A 17,430-nucleotide genomic window follows, 5' to 3' on the forward strand; every position below is an offset into this window, starting at 1 on the left:
TCACAGCACCTTCGCGCGGATCATCGCCGACAGCACCAGGGCGCCCGGCAGCAGCGGAATCCAGTCCGTCAGGACGCGGTAGCCGATCACGGTCGCGGTGGCCACCGCCACCGGGGAGCCGAACGCGACCAGCGTGATCACCAGCGCCGCGTCCACCGCGACCCCGCCGGGCACCGGTACGGCACCTCCCGCCGTGCCCGCCGCCAGGTACGCGAAGATCACGGTGCCCCAGGACAGCCCGAGCCCGAGCGCCTCCCCGGTGCAGGCCAGCACGCACCCCTGCACCAGCGGCATCGCGGTGGCCCCGCCCCACAGGGCCAGCACCCGGGCCGGCCGCGCGTGCACCGTCCGGGCGTCGGTGAACGCGGTCCGCACCATGCCGGTGATCGGGCGCCGCAGCGGTCGTACGACGGCCGTCGCCACGCCCATCAGGGTGAGCACCGCGGCGACCGGGATCAGCACCACCCCGTCCGGCACCAGTTCACCGAGCCGCCGCCACGCGGACGAGGACAGCAGGAACCCGATCAGCACGACCGTCTTCGCACCCGACTTCGCCACCGAGTACAGCGCGATCGAGGCGGTGGCCCGCTCCAGGGGGACGCCCCGGGTGCGCAGGAAACGCACGGTGACGGCGTGTGCGCCGAGACCGGCGGGCAGTGCGTGGTTGGCGGCACCGGCGGCGAACTGCGAGGCCAGCAGCAGCCCCGGCGGCAGCCGGTCGGGCACCGCGCCCTGCCGCATGCAGGCGGCCACCACCCAGGTCAGGCAGGTGAAACCGCCCGCGGCCAGCAGCCACGCCGGTTCGGCGCGGGCGAGCCGGGTGACGCCCTCGTACAGCAGGGACTGGTTGGTCAGCCCCCAGATCGCCGCGATGAGCAGCGGGGACAGGCACAGGGCGAGCCGGAGCGGCCGGCCCGCCATCGAGGAGGGCGCCGGCAGCGGACGCACGGGCGCGTCGGGGCAGGGCGGGGACAGTGACGACAGTGAGGACACGGGGACGTTGTCCTTCCACGGCGGGCCTGCGGTGGGGAGCCGCAGGCGAGCAGACGCCGGGGAGCCTTCCCGTCCCGTATGACACCCGGATGTCCGAAAACCGAAGGCAGGAGGGCGGGCCGGTGCCGCGGGCGCGGTGGGACCCGGCCGACCCGGTAGCCTTCCTGGGGAAGGAGCACGCGACAGGGAGGATCCGGCGGTGCACGTCCAGGAATGGCTCGACTCGGTGCCTGCGGTCGCCGTCTACGCAGTGGTGGCGCTGGTCATCGGGCTGGAGAGCCTGGGCATCCCGCTGCCGGGCGAGATCGTCCTGGTCTCCGCCGCGCTGCTCTCCTCCCAGCACTCGGGCATCAACCCGTTCGTCCTGGGCGCCTGCGCCACCGCGGGCGCGGTGATCGGCGACTCCATCGGCTACGCGATCGGCCGCAAGGGCGGCCGTCCGCTGCTGGCCTGGCTGGGCAGGAAGTTCCCGAGACACTTCAGCGAGGGCCATGTCGCCACCGCCGAGCGCTCCTTCGAGAAGTGGGGCATGTGGGCGGTCTTCTTCGGCCGCTTCATCGCCCTCCTCCGCATCTTCGCGGGCCCGCTGGCCGGTGTCCTCCACATGCCGTACTGGAAGTTCCTGACCGCCAACCTCCTCGGCGGCATCTGCTGGGCGGGCGGTACGACGGCGGTCGTCTACTACGTCGGCCTCGTCGCGGAGGACTGGCTGAAGCGGTTCTCGTACTTCGGCCTGGCAGCGGCAGTCCTCTTCGGCCTGGCGTCGATGCTGATCGTCCGCCGCAAGGCGAAGAAGCTCCAGGTGACAGAGAAGGAAGCCGAACCTGTGGGCGCCGGGGAGTAAACCCACCTGAGGGGCGCGGGGAACTGCGCGATCAGCCCCCACCGCGCCGCACCCGCCCCACGACCTACTCATGCACCCCGCGATGCGCCACAGCCAACTCCGCATAAAAGGTCCCGTTCAGAGCCACCCCCTCCCGCTCCTCCTGGCTGAGCTCGCGCCGCACCTTCGCCGGCACCCCCGCCACCAGTGACCCCGGCGGCACCACCATCCCCTGCGGCACCAACGCCTGCGCCGCCACCAACGACCCGGCCCCGATCACGGCCCCGTTCAGCACGGTCGCCCCCATGCCGATCAGGCAGTCGTCCTCCACTGTCGCCCCGTGCACCACCGCGTTGTGCCCGATGGACACCCGCTCCCCGACGCTCACCGGAAACCCGGGGTCCGCGTGCAAGGTCACGTTGTCCTGGACGTTCGCCTGCGCCCCCACGGTGATCTTCTCGACGTCCCCCCGCACCACCGCCCCGTACCAGACACTCGCTCCGGCCCCCAGCGTCACGTCCCCGATCACCGAGGCGGTCGGCGCCACGAACACGTCGGCCCCGACCTTCGGCTCGCGCCCCCCGATCCCCACGATCAGCGCCCGCTGCGTCATCACCGTCTCCCGTCGTCGTCGATTCCCCGGCAACCTACGCCACCGCCTGGGGCGAAGATCACAGCAGCCCACCCTCTTCAAGTCGCAGCCCGCTGAGTAGCGTGACTGCGTGCCGAAGCCCAAGAACACGTTCTCGTCCTGGCGCCGCCACCTCGCCCAACGCGCAGTGCACGCGGCCTGGGCCTGGGCGCAGCGCACGGGATCCGTCACCGCCGAGCACCCCGGCCGCTTCCGGTTCGGCGCCCTCGGCGAGGCCACCCGGCTCGCCTTCCCGCTCGGCACGGTCTTCGGCGAGCCGTGGATCCACCTCGGCTCGCACTGCATCGTCGGCGAACAGGTCACCCTCACCGCGGGCCTGATGCCCGACCTCGACCTCGGCCCGGACCCGATCCTGCGCATCGGCGACGGCGTGGTCCTCGGCCGCGGCAGTCACGTCATCGCGGACACCACGGTCACCATCGGCAGCGACTGCTACTTCGGCCCGTACGTCTACGTCACCTCCACCAACCACTCCTACGACGACCCGCACGAGCCCATCGGCCGGCAGTGGCCGCGCATGGAGCCCGTGGAGATCGGTCCGGGCTGCTGGATCGGCACGGGCGCGGTGATCCTGCCGGGCGCGCGTATCGGCCGGAACGTGGTGGTGGCCGCCGGTGCGGTGGTGCGGGGCGCGGTGCCCGACCACGCCGTGGTGGCCGGTGCTCCCGCCCGGGTGGTACGCCGCTGGACGCCCGAGACCGGCTGGCAGCCGCCGCTGCGCACACCCCCGCCGGTGCCGATCCCGGCGGGCACCACGCCGGATCAGCTGCGTGCGCTGGCGGAGCTGACCGAGGAGGACGTGGCGCGGCTCGCCGAACTGGAGCCCGAGAGCTGAGCGGCGCCCGGCCGGACCGTCGGCCGCCGTTCAGCCGGTGGCCAGCAGCAGGGTCCCCACCAGCGCCAGCCCGGCGCCCGCGGCCTGGATCGCGCGCAGCCGTTCGCTGAGGAAGCCGCGGGCGGCGAGCGCGGTGACCACCGGGTAGAGCGAGGCGAGCACCGCGGCGACGGTGACCGGGCCGTGCTGGGCGGCCACCGAGTACGTGCCGTTGGCCGCGACGTCGGCGAGCCCGACGAAGCCCAGCGCCGGGAGCGCGGACCAGACGAAGCCGCCCTCCGGCAGTGCGGGCGTGCCCCGCCGCACGGACAGCCACAGGGCGGCGCCGCCCGTCGCGACGCTGGTCAGCCGCTGCACGAAGAGGGCCAGGAAGAGACCGGTGGCCGTGGTGGACGCCTCCGTGATCAGCGCGAACACCGTGCCGAAGCCGCCGGCGGCGACCAGGGTGAGCAGGATCGCCCGGCGCTGCACGGCCGCGCCGCGCAACTGCGGGCCGCCGGCCAGCACGACCCCGGTGACGGCGACCCCGATGCCCGCCACCTGGAGCAGCCCCGGCCGCTCGCCGAGGAACAGCCCGACCCCGACCGGGACGGCGACGCTCAGCGTGGCCAGCGGGGAGACCACCCCCATCGGACCGAGGGCGAGGGCCTTGTAGAAGGAGAGCAGCGCGACCGGCCCGGCCAGGCCGGCCGCGACCGCGAACCAGAGCCGGGGCCCGGCCTCGCTCCAGCCGCCCGTGGCGACCACGACCGCACCCAGTACGACCGCTGCCAGGCCCTGCGACACGACGACCACCGTGAGCGCCGGCGCGCGTCGCGTGAGCAGCCCGCCGCCGAAGTCGGCCAGCCCCCACAGGAGACTGGTGGTCAGGGCGAAGAATGCTGTCACGGCCCGCCTCGCAGTACAGTTCGGTGAACGATCAGGTACACCCCATCGTAGTTCAGTAAGATGAACTTCGTCATTCAAAATATTGGACCACCATGCATTCCGCAATGCTTTCCACCATGGACGGAACGTGTCGGACCTCGACCTGCTGACCCAGTCCCTGGCCCGCAACGTCAAGCACTGGCGCGCGGTGCGCGGCTTCACCCTGGACGTGCTCGCGACCAGGGCCGGGGTCAGCCGCGGCATGCTGATCCAGATCGAGCAGGCCCGCACCAACCCGAGCATCGGCACGGTCGTCAAGATCGGTGACGCGCTCGGCATCAGCATCACCACGCTGCTCGACTACGAACAGGGCCCGAAGGTCCAGATCATCCCCGCCGACAAGGCGGTACGGCTGTGGCACACCGACGCCGGCAGCTACAACCGGCTCCTCGCCGGCACCGAGGCGCCCGGCCCGCTGGAGATGTGGGACTGGCATCTGATGCCGGGCGAGAGCAGCCCGTCGGAACCCCACCCCACCGGCACGGTGGAGATCGTCCACGTCACGGCCGGCGAACTCACCCTCACCGTCGACGGCACCGAGTACCGCGTACCGACCGGCGCCAGCGCCTCCTTCGAGGCCAACACGGCCCACGTGTACGGCAACACCGGGGACGTGCCGATGGAGATGGTCATGACGGTCTCCGTGCCGCCCGTGCCCTGAGCCCGGCGGGCCGGGCTGTTAGCGTGCGGACATGCGCGCACCCATCGGCGACTTCGACACCGCCGTCCCCGCCCCCGACTGCCTCGACGAGCTGACCGCGCCGGTCGCCGACGCCCTGCGCGCGTGGACCGGCGCCGTGCCCGCCGACCGGATCGTCTACGTCGAGACCGACCCGCAGTGGGCGGACACCGCGGTCTTCGTCGAGCACTACGGGCACGACCTGCTGGACAAGTCGGCCAACTGCGTGGTGGTGGCGGGCAAACGCGGCGGCGAGACCACCCTGGCCGCCTGTCTGGTGCTGTCCACCACCAAGGTGGACGTCAACGGCGTGGTGCGCCGCCGACTCGGTGCCCGCAAGGCCTCGTTCGCCTCGGCGGACACCGCGACCGGGGCGACCGGCATGGAGTACGGCGGCATCACCCCGATCGGACTCCCGCGCGACTGGCCGCTGCTGGTGGACCCGGCCGTGGTGGACCTGCCCTACGTCCTGGTCGGCAGCGGCCGACGGCGCGGCAAACTCCTGGTCCCCGGCAAGGCGTTCACCGAACTGCCGGGCGCGGAGGTGCTGGCGGAGCTGGGCGTCTAGGGGACGGCGGGTGCGCGCGGCCGGCTAGGAGAGCGGGTGCGCGTGGTGGGCCAGCGCCAGGTGCGGGTCCGCCTGGCCCGGCGCCGGTGCCGGATCCGCGTGCACCAGGGCCGCCGTCAGCCTCGGCACGGCGTGCAGCAGCGCGTGTTCCGCCGCGACGGCGATCGCGTGCGCCTGCCGTACCGTCGCCTCGCCGTCGACCACGACCGCCACCTCGGCGCGCAGCCGGTGCCCGATCCACCGCAGCCGCAGCTCACCCACCGCCCGCACGCCCGGCACCTCGCGCAGCGCCCGCTCGGCCCGGTCCGTCAACTCCGGGTCCACCGCGTCCATCACCCGCCGGAACACCTCGCGCGCCGCGTCCCGCAGCACCAGCGCGATCGCCGCGGTGATCGCCAACCCCACCAGCGGATCGGCGAGTTGCCAGCCCAGGGCGGCGCCGCCGGCCCCCAGCAGCACGGCCAGCGAGGTGAACCCGTCGGTCCGCGCGTGCAGCCCGTCGGCCACCAGCGCGGCCGACCCGATCTCCCGGCCCACCCGGATCCGGTACCGGGCCACCCACTCGTTCCCGGCGAACCCGACGAGCGCGGCCACCGCGACGGCCGCCAGGTGCGTGACCGGACGCGGATCCAGCAGCCGCTCGACGGCCGTCCACGCGGCGAAGAGGGCCGACGCGGTGATCGTCAGCACGATCGCGATCCCCGCGAGGTCCTCGGCCCGCCCGTAGCCGTAGGTGAACCGGCGGTTCGCGGCGCGGCGCCCGAGCACGAAGGCGATGCCCAGCGGTACGGCGGTCAGCGCGTCCGCCGCGTTGTGCACCGTGTCCCCGAGCAGGGCGACGGAGCCGGACAGGACCACCACGACGGCCTGCACGAGCGCCGTCGCGCCGAGCACGGCCAGCGAGACCCAGAGCGCGCGCATGCCGCGCGCCGAGGACTCCAGCGCGGGATCGAGCTTGTCGGCCGTCTCGTGGGAGTGCGGCGTCAGAAGGTGGGTGAGGCGGTGGCGGAGGCCGCCGGCGGGGGAGTGGGAGTGCCCGTGCCGGTGGTCGTGCTCACGGCCGTGGTCATGAGCGTGGGCGGGCTCGCCGTGCCGGTCGTGGGCGTGCTCGTGGGGGTGACGGTCGTCCGCGTGTGCGTGCTCGTGATGGTGCCGGTCGCTCATGCGGCTCCCCTCTCCGGTGCGCGGGACGTGGACACGGGAGGCCCACGACTCCATTATGTGCGTATGAGCGCACGCTTGCACCTGTCACCTGCGCAGCATGCGCATCCGCGCACCCCGGGCGAGGAACAGTTCGCGCTCGCCGCCGAACTCCTCGCCCTGCTCGGCGACCGCACACGGCTCACCTTGCTGCACGCCCTGACGGCCGGCGAGGCCGACGTCACCACGCTCACCGAGGCGTGCGGCGCCGCCCGGCCCGCCGTCAGCCAGCATCTGGCCCGGCTGCGGCTCGCGGGTCTGGTGGGCACGCGCAAGGAGGGGCGGCGGGTGGTGTACTCGCTGCGCCACGGTCATCTGCGGACGCTGGTCGAGGAGGCACTGAAGGTGGCGGACCATCGGCTGACCGAGACCGAGACCGAGACCGAGACCGAGACCGAGACCGAGACCGAGACGGCTGCCGCTACCGCAGAAGACGGTTGAGCTTGTCCAGTAGTGCGAGTACCGCCTCCGGATCGCTGGTCGCGGCCGCCAGCGCCGGGCCGAGGGGTGCTTCCTGCACCGCCTTCATGCGGGCGGAAGGCTCGGCGGCCGGGCTCAGCAGCGTACGCCGGCCGTCGCGCGGGTCGGGTTCCGCCAGGACCGCCCCTGCGCTGCGCAGTCGGGCCGCGCAGTTGGAGACCTGACTCTGGGCCAGGCCGGTGCGCCCCGCGATCTCGGTGACCGTGGTCCGGGGGTGGTCCCGCAGGTCGGCGGCGACGATCAGTACCGTGCCGACGCTGGTGGGGTGTTCGCCGATGCCGTCCGTGGGGACGGCGGACTCGGCGAGCTTCTGGAGGCGGTGGCCCAGCAGGTAGAGGTCGGTGACGTTCACGCCGCCACATTACATCCGCTGGAGATGCATCTCATCTTGATGCATCTCCATCTGATGGATATGGTTCTGCGTATGCTGAAGACGACGAAGCTCCGCGGCAACCCCTGGGCTGTGCTGGTCACTCTGTCCCTCGGGTTCTTCATGACCCTGCTCGACATGACGATCGTCAACGTCGCCCTACCGGACGTGATGAGCGATCTGCACACCGGTCTCGACCAGGTGATGTGGACCGTCAGCGGCTACACGCTCGTGCTCGCCGCCCTGCTGGTGACGGCCGCCCGACTCGGTGACATGCGGGGGCAGCGGACGCTGTTCGCGGCCGGGGTCGCGGTGTTCACGGCGGCCAGCGCGGTGTGCGGGCTGGCCGACGGGGTCGAGGTCCTCGTCGCCGCCCGGCTGGTGCAGGGGCTGGGGGCGGCGCTGCTCACCCCGCAGACCATGGCGCTGGTCATGGCCGTGTTCCCGGCCGGACGGCGCGGCACCGCGCTCGGCGTATGGGGCTCGGTCGCCGGGGTGGCCACGCTGTCCGGGCCGACGCTGGGCGGGCTGCTGGTCAGCGCGGTCGGCTGGCGCTGGGTCTTCTTCGTCAACGTACCGATCGGCCTGCTGGTCCTCGCCCTCACCTTCCTCCTCGTCCCCGACCTGCGCACCGGCCGCGCCCACCGGGTCGACCTGCCCGGCGTCCTGCTCTCCACCACGGCGCTGACCTGCGTGACCTTCGCCCTGATGGAAGGCGACCGGTACGCCTGGAACGCCGGGATCCGCGCGCTCGGTGCCGCCGGGCTCGCCCTCGCCGCCCTGTTCCTGCGCCAGCAGGCGCGCCGTCAGGAGACCGAACCGCTGGTGCCCTTCCGGCTCTTCGCCGACCGCGGCTTCACCGTGATGACCGCGCTGGTCGGCGCGATCGGTGCCGCCCTGATCACCGCCGTGCTGCCGCTCGGCCTCTACTTCCAGCAGCAGCTCGGCTTCAGCGCGCTGCACGCCGGGCTCGCCCTGGCGCCCTCCCCGCTGGTCTCCCTCCTCGTCTCCCCGTTCGCCGGACGCCTCAGCGACCGGATCGGCGGGCGCCGGGTGCTGCTCGCCGGACTGGGGTCCTTCTGCGCGGGGCTGCTTGCGGTGATCCTGCTCGCACAGGGCTCGGCCACCGCAGCGGTCTTCACCGTGCCGCTGATGTTCATGGGGCTCGGCACCGGCTGCATGATCGCCCCGCTCTCCACCGAGGCGATGCGGCACGTGCCCGCGCCGTTGGCGGGAGCGGCCTCCGGAGTCAACAACACGGTCCGGCAGCTGGGTTCGGTCCTGGGCTCGGCCGCCGCCACCGCCCTGATGACCGCGGGGGCCACGCCCCTGGCCGGCATCCACCTGGCCATGGCCCTCGCGGTCGTCCTGCTCGCCCTCGCCGGTACGGCGCTGTGCACGGTCCGCACCGGGAACCCGGCGGCCGTTCCCGCGTAGTGCTCAGAACGCGGCGGCCGCACCGAGGTACTGCTCCGCGAAGGCGGTGGCCGCCGCGCGCGAGGTGAACAGCCTGCGCAGCCTGGCCAGGCTGGTGCCCGCGAGGAACGGGTCGCCGGAGGCGGTGCCGTGGTAGATGCCGGACAGGAACTGGGAGAACTCCTGGTAGTCCCAGACCCGGCGCAGGCAGGCGTGGGAGTAGCCCTCCAGGCCGGTGTCGTCGCCCTTGGTGACGTGCGCGGCGAGCGCGTCGCCCAGCAGGAAGGCGTCGTGCAGGGCGAGGTTCATGCCCTTGGCGGCGATCGGCGCGGTCAGGTGCCCGGCGTCACCGGCCAGGAAGAGGCGGCCGAACACCAGCGGTTCGACCACGTAGTCGTGCATGTCCAGCAGGCGTTTCTCGATCAGCCGCCCCTCGTTGAGCGGTGGCGCCCCGGCGGCGTCGAGCCGCTCGCGCAGCTCGTCCCAGACCCGGTCGTGCGACCAGCTCTCCGGGTCGTCGCCCGGCGGGCACTGCAGGTAGTAGCGGGTGACCTCGGGGCTGCGCGCCATGTGCCCGGCGAAACCGTTCGGATGGACGCCGAACAGCACGCAGTCCGAGGACGGCGGCGCCTCGGCGAGCAGCGCCAGCCACGCTATGCCGTAGTCCTGCCGGGCGACCCGCACCCGCCCCTGCGGTATCGCGTCCCGGGTCACCCCGCGCGCCCCGTCGCAGCCCGCGACGAACTCGCAGCGCAGGACGTGCCGTTCACCGGTCGCGGGGTCGAGGTACGACACGGCGGGCCGGTCCGTCTCCAGGTCGTGCAGTGCGACGTCCCGCACCCCGAACCTGATGTCGCCGCCGCGCACGTCGGCGTACTCCCGCACCAGGTCCGTCACGAGCAACGGCTGCGGATAGACGTAGTGGTGATGATCCGTCAGTTCGCTGTAGTCGAACCGGAACCGGTCGCCGCCGAACCGGAACTCGCACTCGCTGTGCACCTGCGCACCGGCGGCCAGGCCGTCGCCCAGGCCGCGTTGCCGGAGCCCGCGCACCGCCCACTCCTCGATGACCCCGGCCCGTGGCCGGGTCTCGATGAACTGTCTGCTCTCGTTCTCCAGGACCACGCAGTCGACGCCGGCGGCCCGCAGGATGTTCCCGACGGTCAGCCCGGCGGGCCCGGCGCCCACGACGACGACCGTACGACGTTCCTCGGAGGGGGAGTTGCGGTGGGGGGAGGGGTGAGTCACCCCCGCATTATGACGGTGTCCCGTCAGCCACGGCAGTGCCGCCGCGGCTGACGGGACGCGGGTGAGGAGGCGGGGTCAGTGCGCCGGGGCGTCCGTGACCACGACCTCGTCGATGCTGCGCTCGATGTCCTCGGCCGTGGAGGCGGTCGCCTTGGCCCAGTAGTAGATGCCGATCGAGAAGGCGGCGATGACCAGGATGTCCCACCACAGCGCGATGTTGTTCTGGCCGCCGAAGCTGCCCTGCCAGGAGATCAGGCCCATGCCGATCAGATAGGCGGGCAGCCACTGCGCGGCCCGGAAGTCCAGCCGGGGCGCGTCCGGCAGGTTCCTGCTGTGGGCGTAGAAGGCATAGCCGCCGAGCAGCAGGTAGCCGAGGATGATCGCGAGGCCGAGCCGCCACAGGATGTCCCAGCCGGACCAGTAGATGATCAGGTTGGCGACCACGAACGACAGCGGGGAGACCAGCTTGCCGAAGGGCAGCCGGTACGGGCGCTCGTGCCGCGGCAGCTTGTCGGTGAAGACGCCGTACGCCAGCGGGGCACCGGCGTACATCAGCACGCTCGCCGAGGTGATGAAGCCCACCAGCTGCTGCCAGCTCGGGAACGGCAGGAAGCAGATCACGCCGGTCACGAAGGACATGACGAGACCGAACCACGGCACGCCGCGGGAGTCGGTCCGGGTGAAGATCTTCGGCGCGTAGCCGTTCTTCGCCAGACCGAAGGAGACGCGGGAGGTGGCGGTGGTGTAGATCAGGCCGGTGCCACCGGGGGAGATGATCGCGTCCAGGTAGAGGACCCAGGCCAGCCAGCCGAGGCCCACCAGGGTGGCGAGACCGGCCCACGGGCCGCTGATGCCCTCGTACGCCAGGTGCCCCCAGCCACGTGCGAAGGTGCTGTGCGGCAGCGCGGCGATGAACACGACCTGGAGCAGGACGTAGATGACGGCGCCGATCGCGACCGAGCCGAGCGTGGCACGCGGCAGGTCCTTCTTCGGGTTGCGGCTCTCGCCGGCCAGCTGGATGGCCTGCTCGAAGCCGAGCAGTGCGAAGATGATGCCGCTGGTGCTGATCGCGGTCAGCACGCCCTTGGCGCCGAAGGGCGCGAAGCCCTCCGAGTGGAAGTTGGCCGGGTGGAAGTTGCCGATCGCGATGATGAAGATCGCGGCCAGCGGCACGGCGATCTTCCACCAGGTCGCGGCGCTGTTGGTGTGCGCGAGCACCCGGACGCCGAAGAAGTTGACGCCGACGAACAGGGCCATGAGCACGATGGCCACCAGCAGGCCGCTCGTGGTCAGGGTGCCGTCGGCGTGCTCCAGGTGCTGGGCCCACTTCCAGTGACCGGCGTAACCGATCATGGCCTCGACCTCGATCGGGGCCACGGTCGCCGCCTGGAGCCAGGAGAACCAGCCGAAGGACATGCCGGCCAGGCCGCCGAACGCGTAGTGCGGGTAGCGGGCCGTACCGCCCGCCACCGGGAACATGCCGCCGAGCTCGGCGTGCACCAGTGCCAGCAGCACGATCGCGATCGCGCCGATCACCCACGAGATGATCGCCGCGGGGCCGGCCACGCCGACCGCCTTCTCGGCGCCGTACAGCCATCCGGAGCCGATGATCGAGCCCACAGAGGCCCACATCAGGCCGATCAGGCCGACGTCCCGCCTCAGACCGCCCGAAGGTGTGATGTCCTCCGTCGCGGCTTTCTCGACACTCACCATGTCAAGTGGCCTCTCAGTTTCTGAACGCAGATTTAACGAGCAAGAGGGCACAAGTTAAGGGTGCACGTCGCAATCGGAGAAGAGTGTTGCCAAAGATTTGACCCTCGATCTTTCCTGTCTTGGCCAAAGCTTTTGCACAGGTCAGTGAGGGTCACAGAATGTCCGTATTCAGTTCTGTTAAGTGAGAAGAAGGTAAGACAGGCCAAGCTCAGATTTTCCTCAAATCCGGCTCAGTTCTGGCCCAGGAGGGGTATTTCGATGGCCGGGCAGCGGTCCATGACCATGTCCAGACCCGCGGCCCGCACCCGCTCGTACGCCGCCTCGTCGACCACCCCGAGCTGGAACCAGACCGCCTTCGCGCCCTTCGTCAGCGCCTCGTCCGCGACGGCACCGGCCAGCTCGCTGTTGACGAAGACGTCGACGACGTCGACCTCGAAGGGGATCTCCGCGAGGGACGCGTAGCCCCGCTCGCCGTGGACCGTCTCCGCCTTGGGGTGGACCGGCACGATCCGCTTGCCGAACCGCTGCAGCACCTGCGCCACCCCGTACGCCGCCCGTCCCCGATTGGACGACAGGCCGACCACCGCCCAGGTGTCACCCGTCCCGGTCAGAATCCTGCGGATCGTCGCTTCGTCGCCGTACACCGTCGGCCTCCTCTGCTCGGGGAACATTCGCCGTGGGCAACAGTGGCCGCCGGACCCTGATTCCCCAACCCCGGCCGGGTCCGCGCAGTACCGTCGGGGCAGCCCGCGCGGCAGGGGGTGTCGCATGTCCCGCATGTCCCGCCACGGTGACCTGAATCGTCGCAAGGTGCCTGCGTGCGGCCCGCCGCACGCCTACGCTCAGCCCGTGCTGCGCATCCTCGACGCCAAGTCCGGTCAGACCGTCCCCGCCGTCTCCGCCCGCCGTGCCCTGACCCGGGTGGAGGTACACGCCTCCGGGTACGACCTGACGGCGCTGCGGGTCCTGCTCACCACCGACCTCCTGCTGCGCGCACTGGAACTCGGCGGCACCCCGGTCCTGCCGCTGCTCACCGCCGACCACCACCAGGCCGAGCTGCACGCCGCCGCCACCACCCTCGGCATCCGCCCCTTCGAGGACGGCCGCGACCTCGCCGGGGGACTGGGCGAGGCACAGGTCGTCCACGTGACGGCCGCGGACGGCACCCTGCCCGCCACCGGGGCCGGCGTGACCGTCGCCGTCGCCCCCGCCGGCGGCCCCGACGCCGGTGTCCTCGGCACGCTCGACGACCCCGCCGCGCTGCGGCTCGCCCTCCTCGACGCCCCCCGGGGCACGGCCGTCCACCTCGGCGCCGGCGCCCTCGACGCGGCCGGACGCCGGCTCGGCAGGCTGCGCCGGTCGGTGGCGCACTGGGCGCGCAGCCCCTCGCGGCCGGTGCCCGAGAAGGTACGGGGACGGCTGCGGGACGCCTGGGAGGACGACCTCGACGTGCCCGGGGTGCTCGGCGTGCTGCGCTGGATGGAGAACCAGCCCGAGATCCCGGACGGCGCCCGCTTCGAGACCTGCGCCTACGCCGACCGGCTGCTCGCCCTCGACCTCACCCGCGACCTCGGACGGACGGCGTGATCACCCGGGCGGGTGCGGGCCCGCTGCGCCGCCTGGTCGTGCTGCGGCACGCCAAGTCCGCCTGGCCCGAGGGCGTCCCGGACCGGCTGCGCCCGCTCGCGGACCGCGGCCGCCGCGACGCCCCCGCCGCCGGGCGAGCTCTCGCCGAGTCCGACTGCCTGCCCGACCTCGCGGTGTGCTCCACCGCGGTACGCGCCCGGCAGACCTGGGAGCTGGCCGCCGGCCAGTGGGGCACACCGCCACCGGTCCGCTACGACGGGCGGGTGTACGCGGCCGACGTACCCGACCTGCTGGCGGTCGTGCACGAGGTGCCGGCCGAGGTGGAGACGCTGCTGCTGGTCGGCCACAACCCCGGCCTGGAGGAACTCGTCCTCGACCTCGCGGGCGACGGCCTCGACGACACCCTGGAGCAGGTCCGCAAGAAGTTCCCGACGTCCGCCATCGCCGTCCTGGCCTGGCACGGCACGACGTGGGCGGCCCTCGCCCCGGGGACGGCCCTGCTGACGGAGGTGACGGTGGCCCGGGGGAAGGGGGAGTGACAGCCGCCTGTCGCTGTGCGGGGTTCCGGCGCGGGGGGCGGAGTCCGTGTCCGGGGAGTCACTCGCCAGGGCCGCCCGGTCAGTTCGAGAGGAATCCGCGCATGGCGTCGGCGATCTCACCGGCGTGTGTCTCCAGCGCGAAGTGGCCGGTGTCCAGCAGCCGGACGTCGGCGCCGGGGATGTCGCGTCGGAACGCTTCCGCTCCGGCCGGCAGGAAGAACGGGTCGTTGCGGCCCCAGACGGCCAGCAGGGGCGGCCGGTGGCTTCGGAAGTACTCCTGGAACGCGGGGTAGAGGTCGACGTTGCTCGCGTAGTCGAGGAAGAGGTCCAGCTGGATCTCGTGCGCGCCCGGACGGGCCAGGTAGTGGTTGTCGAGCGTGTGGCCGTCGGGTGAGACCGAGGACGGGTCGGCGACTCCGTGGGTGTACTGCCACACCGTGGTCTCGGGCTGGACCATGGTCCGCAGAGCGTCGCGATGGGCCTGCGTGGGTTCCTTCCAGTACGCGCGGATGGGGTTCCAGCCGTCGCTGAGTCCCTCCTCGTAGGCGTTTCCGTTCTGCGTGACGATGGCGGTGACGCGTTCCGGCTGCCGTAGGGCCAGCCGGAACCCGGTCGGGGCGCCGTAGTCGAACACGTAGAGCGCGTACCGCTCGAAGCCCACCGCGTCGGTGAAGCCCTCGATGACGTCGGCGAGGGCTTCGAAGGTGTAGGCGAAGCTGTCACGGTCCGGCATGTCGGACTGTCCGAAGCCGGGCAGGTCGGGTGCGATCACGTGGAATCGGTCGGCCAGGTGCGGGATCAGGTCCCGGAACATGTGACCGGCGCTGGGGAAGCCGTGCAGCAGGAGCAGCTTCGGGGCGTCCGAGGGTCCTGATTCCCGGTAGAAGACCTTCAGACCGTGCACGTCGGCGGTGCGGTACTTCGTGGGAGCCATGGTGTGTCTCTCCTGCGGGTCGGTTCGGGGCGGGCAGCCGCCTGGTGGTCGTCACCTCGCACCCGCCCCCGGATTGCCGGTCAGCTCGTGCGGGCCGGGTGTGCGGTCGTCACCACGTCACGCACGGCGTCGAGGACGATGTCCACGACATCCTGGGGCGCGGTGACCTGCGGTGTGTGGTCGACGGGGCGGATGCGGACGTGGGCGCCCATCCGTTCGGCCGTGAAGCGCTGCGTCTCCGGGGCGATCATGCGGTCGTCCTCGGCGACCAGGAACCAGCTCGGGCGGTCCCTCCACAGCGGCCGCCCGATCGGGGCCCCGATGCCGGGGGTGCCGATCGGGCGCTGCGCGGCGGCCAGGACCGCCTGGTCCTCGGCCGAGGCGTGCTGCGCGAAGGCGTCGGTGAAGTCCCTGTCGGACAGCCAGACCATCCCGTGCGGGTCGGGCGCGAGCTCCGGTGTCAGCGGGTGCGGCCGCCCGCGGTGGAAGACGTCGCCTGCGGACTCTCCCTCGTCGGGCGCGAGTGCCGCCACGTAGACCAGGGCGGCGGCCTTCGGGTGGCGGGTCGCCGTGATGACCGTGCCCGCATAGGCGTGACCGACCAGGACGACCGGGCCGTCGAGCCGCTCCAGGACGCGGTCGAGCGCCGTGACGTCGTCGGTCAGGGAGGTCAGGGGCAGGGGCGCTGCGACGACCCGGATGCCGTCGGCCTTCAGCGGGCCGATCACCTTCCTCCAGCTCGATCCGTCGGCCCAGGCGCCGTGCACCAGCACGACGTCGATGTGGTTCGTGGACATGTTCCGTTCCTTTGCTCTCGCTGTCCCGGTGTTCGCTGCCGCCCCCGGACGATCCGCTGCGCCGGGCTTCGCCGACGGTGGGCGGAGCTCTCCTGCCGGCCGCGGGCCGGTCGCCCGGGAGATGTCCGGCTCCCGCGCCGTCTAACTTCTACGATGAGGCTATACGCGTTAGAAAGCTAACGGCAACTCATCAACTTCATGCGTTAGGTAAAGGGTGTCTTCTGCATGACATGCACCGAGGACGGAGGATGAGCTCTAATGGATAAAATGGGCTCCATGACGACACCGCCCAGGCTTGAGGACATGCAGCGCGCCGGCTTTCCGATGGGAGGCGAACCCTCGGTCGCGCTGGACCTCGCGGACACCCTGATGCTCGCCGTCCAACCGCAGGTCGACCTGATCGGCACGCCGGCGGCCGTCGCGACCTGGTGGAGGTTGCAGGCGCCTCGGCTGCCCGAGGGGCCCGTCCCCGGCCCGGAGGCCACCCGGGCGCTGCGGGCCGCGATCCGCGACGTGTTCGATGCCCACCTGGCCGGCCGGCCGCCTCAGGGCACCTCCGTCGAGGACATCAACGCGGCCGCCGCGGCCGTGCCCACGAGTCCGCGCATCGTCAGGGGGGAGTCCGGTATCACCGCACAGACCCGCTGGCACACCGAGCAGGGCGGCAATGCGGCCCTCGCCGCCGTGGCCCGCGGGACCATCGAGCTGCTGGCCTCGCCCGAGCTGCTGGCCGCTGTGCGCCGGTGCGCGAACCCGTCCTGCTCGATGCTGTTTCTCGCCGCCACCAAGCGGCGGACGTGGTGCGCGGCCAACGTGTGCGGCAACCGGGTGAGGGCCGCCCGCCACTACGAGCGCACGCGCGGGCAGCACCCGCGAGAGGACCTGCCCCTGGGTACCGGGTGATCCGGGCGTCGGTGGCGTGCGGCCGGCCGGTCCGTCCGTGTCGCCGCGGGTGCGCCGGCCACCGGCGCCCGGCCACGGGCAGGCACCCCGGCGAGCGGCCCCCGGCGTCCGCATAGGCTGGGCGGATGCAGGACGAGTACCGCACAGTCGCCCGCGCGGGCACCCACGAGACCGAGATCAACCGCTCCCGCTTCCTGTGCGCCCTCGCCCCGGCGGCCACCGAGCAGGAGGCCCAGGACTTCGTCGCGGCGGTCCGCAGGGAGCACGCCGACGCCACCCACAACTGCTGGGCCTACGTCATCGGCGCCGACGCCGCGACCCAGCGGGCGAGCGACGACGGCGAACCGGGCGGTACCGCGGGCGTCCCCATGCTCCAGATGCTGCTGCGCCGCGACATGCGGTACGTCGTCGCCGTCGTCACCCGCTACTACGGCGGCGTCAAGCTCGGCGCCGGCGGCCTCATCCGCGCCTACGGCGGTGCGGTCGGCGAGGCCCTCGACACCCTCGGCACCCGCACCCGGCGCCGCTTCCGGCTGGCCACGGTGACCGTCGACCACCTGCGCGCCGGCAAGGTCCAGAACGACCTGCGCGCCACCGGCCGCGAGGTCCGCGACGTCCGCTACGGCGAGGCCGTCACCATCGAGATCGGCCTGCCGGACGCCGACGTGGACACCTTCCGCGCCTGGCTCGCCGACGCGACGGCGGGCACGGCCACCCTCGAACTGGGCGGGGAGGCGTACGGGGACGCGTGACGGCCGGGGACACC

At 72.4% G+C, this 17,430-nt stretch carries 20 protein-coding genes; 10 read left to right on the forward strand and 10 right to left on the reverse strand.

Going from position 1 to position 17,430, the window contains the following annotated elements; genetic code table 11:
* Entirely contained in the window at positions 1–993 is a 993-nt protein-coding gene (locus tag ACIQVL_RS38610) for a YbhN family protein (RefSeq protein WP_403431507.1), read from the reverse strand.
* A 199-nt stretch (positions 994–1,192) separates the two neighbouring features.
* Between ACIQVL_RS38610 and ACIQVL_RS38615 the strand changes: the two genes are divergently transcribed.
* Positions 1,193–1,837 carry a DedA family protein gene (locus ACIQVL_RS38615; RefSeq protein WP_403431510.1) on the forward strand — a complete coding sequence of 215 codons (645 nt, stop codon included), beginning with the start codon at positions 1,193–1,195 and terminating at the stop codon, positions 1,835–1,837.
* A gap of 64 nt (positions 1,838–1,901) precedes the next feature.
* Here the strand turns inward: ACIQVL_RS38615 and ACIQVL_RS38620 are convergent, their stop codons facing one another.
* Positions 1,902–2,429, reverse strand: a complete 528-nt coding sequence (locus ACIQVL_RS38620) for a gamma carbonic anhydrase family protein (protein WP_403431512.1) — start codon at positions 2,427–2,429, stop codon at positions 1,902–1,904.
* A 109-nt stretch (positions 2,430–2,538) separates the two neighbouring features.
* On the opposite strand from ACIQVL_RS38620, the gene ACIQVL_RS38625 reads away from it, so the two are divergent.
* Positions 2,539–3,303, forward strand: a complete 765-nt coding sequence (locus tag ACIQVL_RS38625; protein ID WP_403431514.1) for an acyltransferase — start codon at positions 2,539–2,541, stop codon at positions 3,301–3,303.
* A gap of 30 nt (positions 3,304–3,333) precedes the next feature.
* On the opposite strand, the gene ACIQVL_RS38630 is transcribed toward ACIQVL_RS38625, so the two are convergent.
* A complete protein-coding gene (locus ACIQVL_RS38630; RefSeq protein ID WP_403477689.1) occupies positions 3,334–4,191 on the reverse strand; it encodes an EamA family transporter in 858 nt (285 codons plus the stop codon).
* Positions 4,192–4,318: 127 nt separating this feature from the next.
* On the opposite strand from ACIQVL_RS38630, the gene ACIQVL_RS38635 reads away from it, so the two are divergent.
* Both ACIQVL_RS38635 and ACIQVL_RS38640 read left to right on the forward strand, forming a co-directional pair.
* On the forward strand, positions 4,319–4,891 hold the full coding sequence (locus ACIQVL_RS38635; RefSeq protein WP_391378108.1) for a cupin domain-containing protein: 573 nt from the start codon (positions 4,319–4,321) through the stop codon (positions 4,889–4,891).
* A gap of 31 nt (positions 4,892–4,922) precedes the next feature.
* Complete coding sequence (locus ACIQVL_RS38640) at positions 4,923–5,477, forward strand: YbaK/EbsC family protein (RefSeq protein WP_403431520.1); 555 nt, start codon at positions 4,923–4,925, stop codon at positions 5,475–5,477.
* 24 nt (positions 5,478–5,501) lie between these two features.
* Here the strand turns inward: ACIQVL_RS38640 and ACIQVL_RS38645 are convergent, their stop codons facing one another.
* Positions 5,502–6,641: a cation diffusion facilitator family transporter gene (locus ACIQVL_RS38645; protein ID WP_403431523.1), complete on the reverse strand. Its 1,140-nt coding sequence runs from the start codon at positions 6,639–6,641 to the stop codon at positions 5,502–5,504.
* A gap of 63 nt (positions 6,642–6,704) precedes the next feature.
* Here ACIQVL_RS38645 and ACIQVL_RS38650 point away from each other — a divergent pair, with 63 nt between their 5' ends.
* Entirely contained in the window at positions 6,705–7,118 is a 414-nt protein-coding gene (locus ACIQVL_RS38650; RefSeq protein WP_403477690.1) for an ArsR/SmtB family transcription factor, read from the forward strand.
* Here the strand turns inward: ACIQVL_RS38650 and ACIQVL_RS38655 are convergent.
* The gene (locus tag ACIQVL_RS38655; protein ID WP_403431525.1) at positions 7,099–7,509 is read right to left on the reverse strand and encodes a MarR family transcriptional regulator; all 411 of its coding nucleotides are present in this window, start codon (positions 7,507–7,509) and stop codon (positions 7,099–7,101) included. The genes ACIQVL_RS38650 and ACIQVL_RS38655 overlap by 20 nt on opposite strands.
* 72 nt (positions 7,510–7,581) lie before the next feature.
* On the opposite strand from ACIQVL_RS38655, the gene ACIQVL_RS38660 reads away from it, so the two are divergent.
* Positions 7,582–8,964 (forward strand): DHA2 family efflux MFS transporter permease subunit, encoded by a 1,383-nt coding sequence (locus tag ACIQVL_RS38660; RefSeq protein WP_403477691.1) that lies wholly within the window; start codon positions 7,582–7,584, stop codon positions 8,962–8,964.
* Positions 8,965–8,967: 3 nt separating this feature from the next.
* Here ACIQVL_RS38660 and ACIQVL_RS38665 read toward each other — a convergent pair whose 3' ends face one another.
* The 3 genes from ACIQVL_RS38665 to ACIQVL_RS38675 form a co-directional block, all read right to left on the reverse strand.
* The gene (locus ACIQVL_RS38665; RefSeq protein WP_403477692.1) at positions 8,968–10,191 is read right to left on the reverse strand and encodes a 4-hydroxybenzoate 3-monooxygenase; all 1,224 of its coding nucleotides are present in this window, start codon (positions 10,189–10,191) and stop codon (positions 8,968–8,970) included.
* A gap of 75 nt (positions 10,192–10,266) precedes the next feature.
* Positions 10,267–11,904, reverse strand: coding sequence for an APC family permease (locus ACIQVL_RS38670; protein ID WP_403431530.1), 1,638 nt, complete (start codon positions 11,902–11,904; stop codon positions 10,267–10,269).
* A 230-nt stretch (positions 11,905–12,134) separates the two neighbouring features.
* Positions 12,135–12,548 (reverse strand): CoA-binding protein, encoded by a 414-nt coding sequence (locus tag ACIQVL_RS38675; protein WP_403431531.1) that lies wholly within the window; start codon positions 12,546–12,548, stop codon positions 12,135–12,137.
* 205 nt (positions 12,549–12,753) lie between these two features.
* On the opposite strand from ACIQVL_RS38675, the gene ACIQVL_RS38680 reads away from it, so the two are divergent.
* Together ACIQVL_RS38680 and ACIQVL_RS38685 are read left to right on the forward strand one after the other, a co-directional pair.
* Positions 12,754–13,491 carry a hypothetical protein gene (locus ACIQVL_RS38680; RefSeq protein ID WP_403431534.1) on the forward strand — a complete coding sequence of 246 codons (738 nt, stop codon included), beginning with the start codon at positions 12,754–12,756 and terminating at the stop codon, positions 13,489–13,491.
* The gene (locus ACIQVL_RS38685) at positions 13,488–14,030 is read left to right on the forward strand and encodes a SixA phosphatase family protein (protein WP_403477693.1); all 543 of its coding nucleotides are present in this window, start codon (positions 13,488–13,490) and stop codon (positions 14,028–14,030) included. The genes ACIQVL_RS38680 and ACIQVL_RS38685 overlap by 4 nt, the downstream gene beginning before the upstream one ends.
* A 79-nt stretch (positions 14,031–14,109) precedes the next feature.
* On the opposite strand, the gene ACIQVL_RS38690 is transcribed toward ACIQVL_RS38685, so the two are convergent.
* Both ACIQVL_RS38690 and ACIQVL_RS38695 read right to left on the reverse strand, forming a co-directional pair.
* A complete protein-coding gene (locus ACIQVL_RS38690) occupies positions 14,110–14,964 on the reverse strand; it encodes an alpha/beta fold hydrolase (protein WP_403477694.1) in 855 nt (284 codons plus the stop codon).
* A gap of 80 nt (positions 14,965–15,044) precedes the next feature.
* Positions 15,045–15,761: an alpha/beta fold hydrolase gene (locus ACIQVL_RS38695; RefSeq protein ID WP_403477695.1), complete on the reverse strand. Its 717-nt coding sequence runs from the start codon at positions 15,759–15,761 to the stop codon at positions 15,045–15,047.
* A gap of 276 nt (positions 15,762–16,037) precedes the next feature.
* Between ACIQVL_RS38695 and ACIQVL_RS38700 the strand changes: the two genes are divergently transcribed.
* Both ACIQVL_RS38700 and ACIQVL_RS38705 read left to right on the forward strand, forming a co-directional pair.
* Positions 16,038–16,664: a CGNR zinc finger domain-containing protein gene (locus tag ACIQVL_RS38700; protein ID WP_403477696.1), complete on the forward strand. Its 627-nt coding sequence runs from the start codon at positions 16,038–16,040 to the stop codon at positions 16,662–16,664.
* Positions 16,665–16,789: 125 nt separating this feature from the next.
* Positions 16,790–17,416 carry a YigZ family protein gene (locus tag ACIQVL_RS38705; protein WP_403431548.1) on the forward strand — a complete coding sequence of 209 codons (627 nt, stop codon included), beginning with the start codon at positions 16,790–16,792 and terminating at the stop codon, positions 17,414–17,416.
* Positions 17,417–17,430 lie beyond the last annotated feature (14 nt).

It is taken from the genome of Streptomyces sp. NPDC090499, assembly GCF_044769305.1.
Taxonomy (GTDB): domain Bacteria; phylum Actinomycetota; class Actinomycetes; order Streptomycetales; family Streptomycetaceae; genus Streptomyces.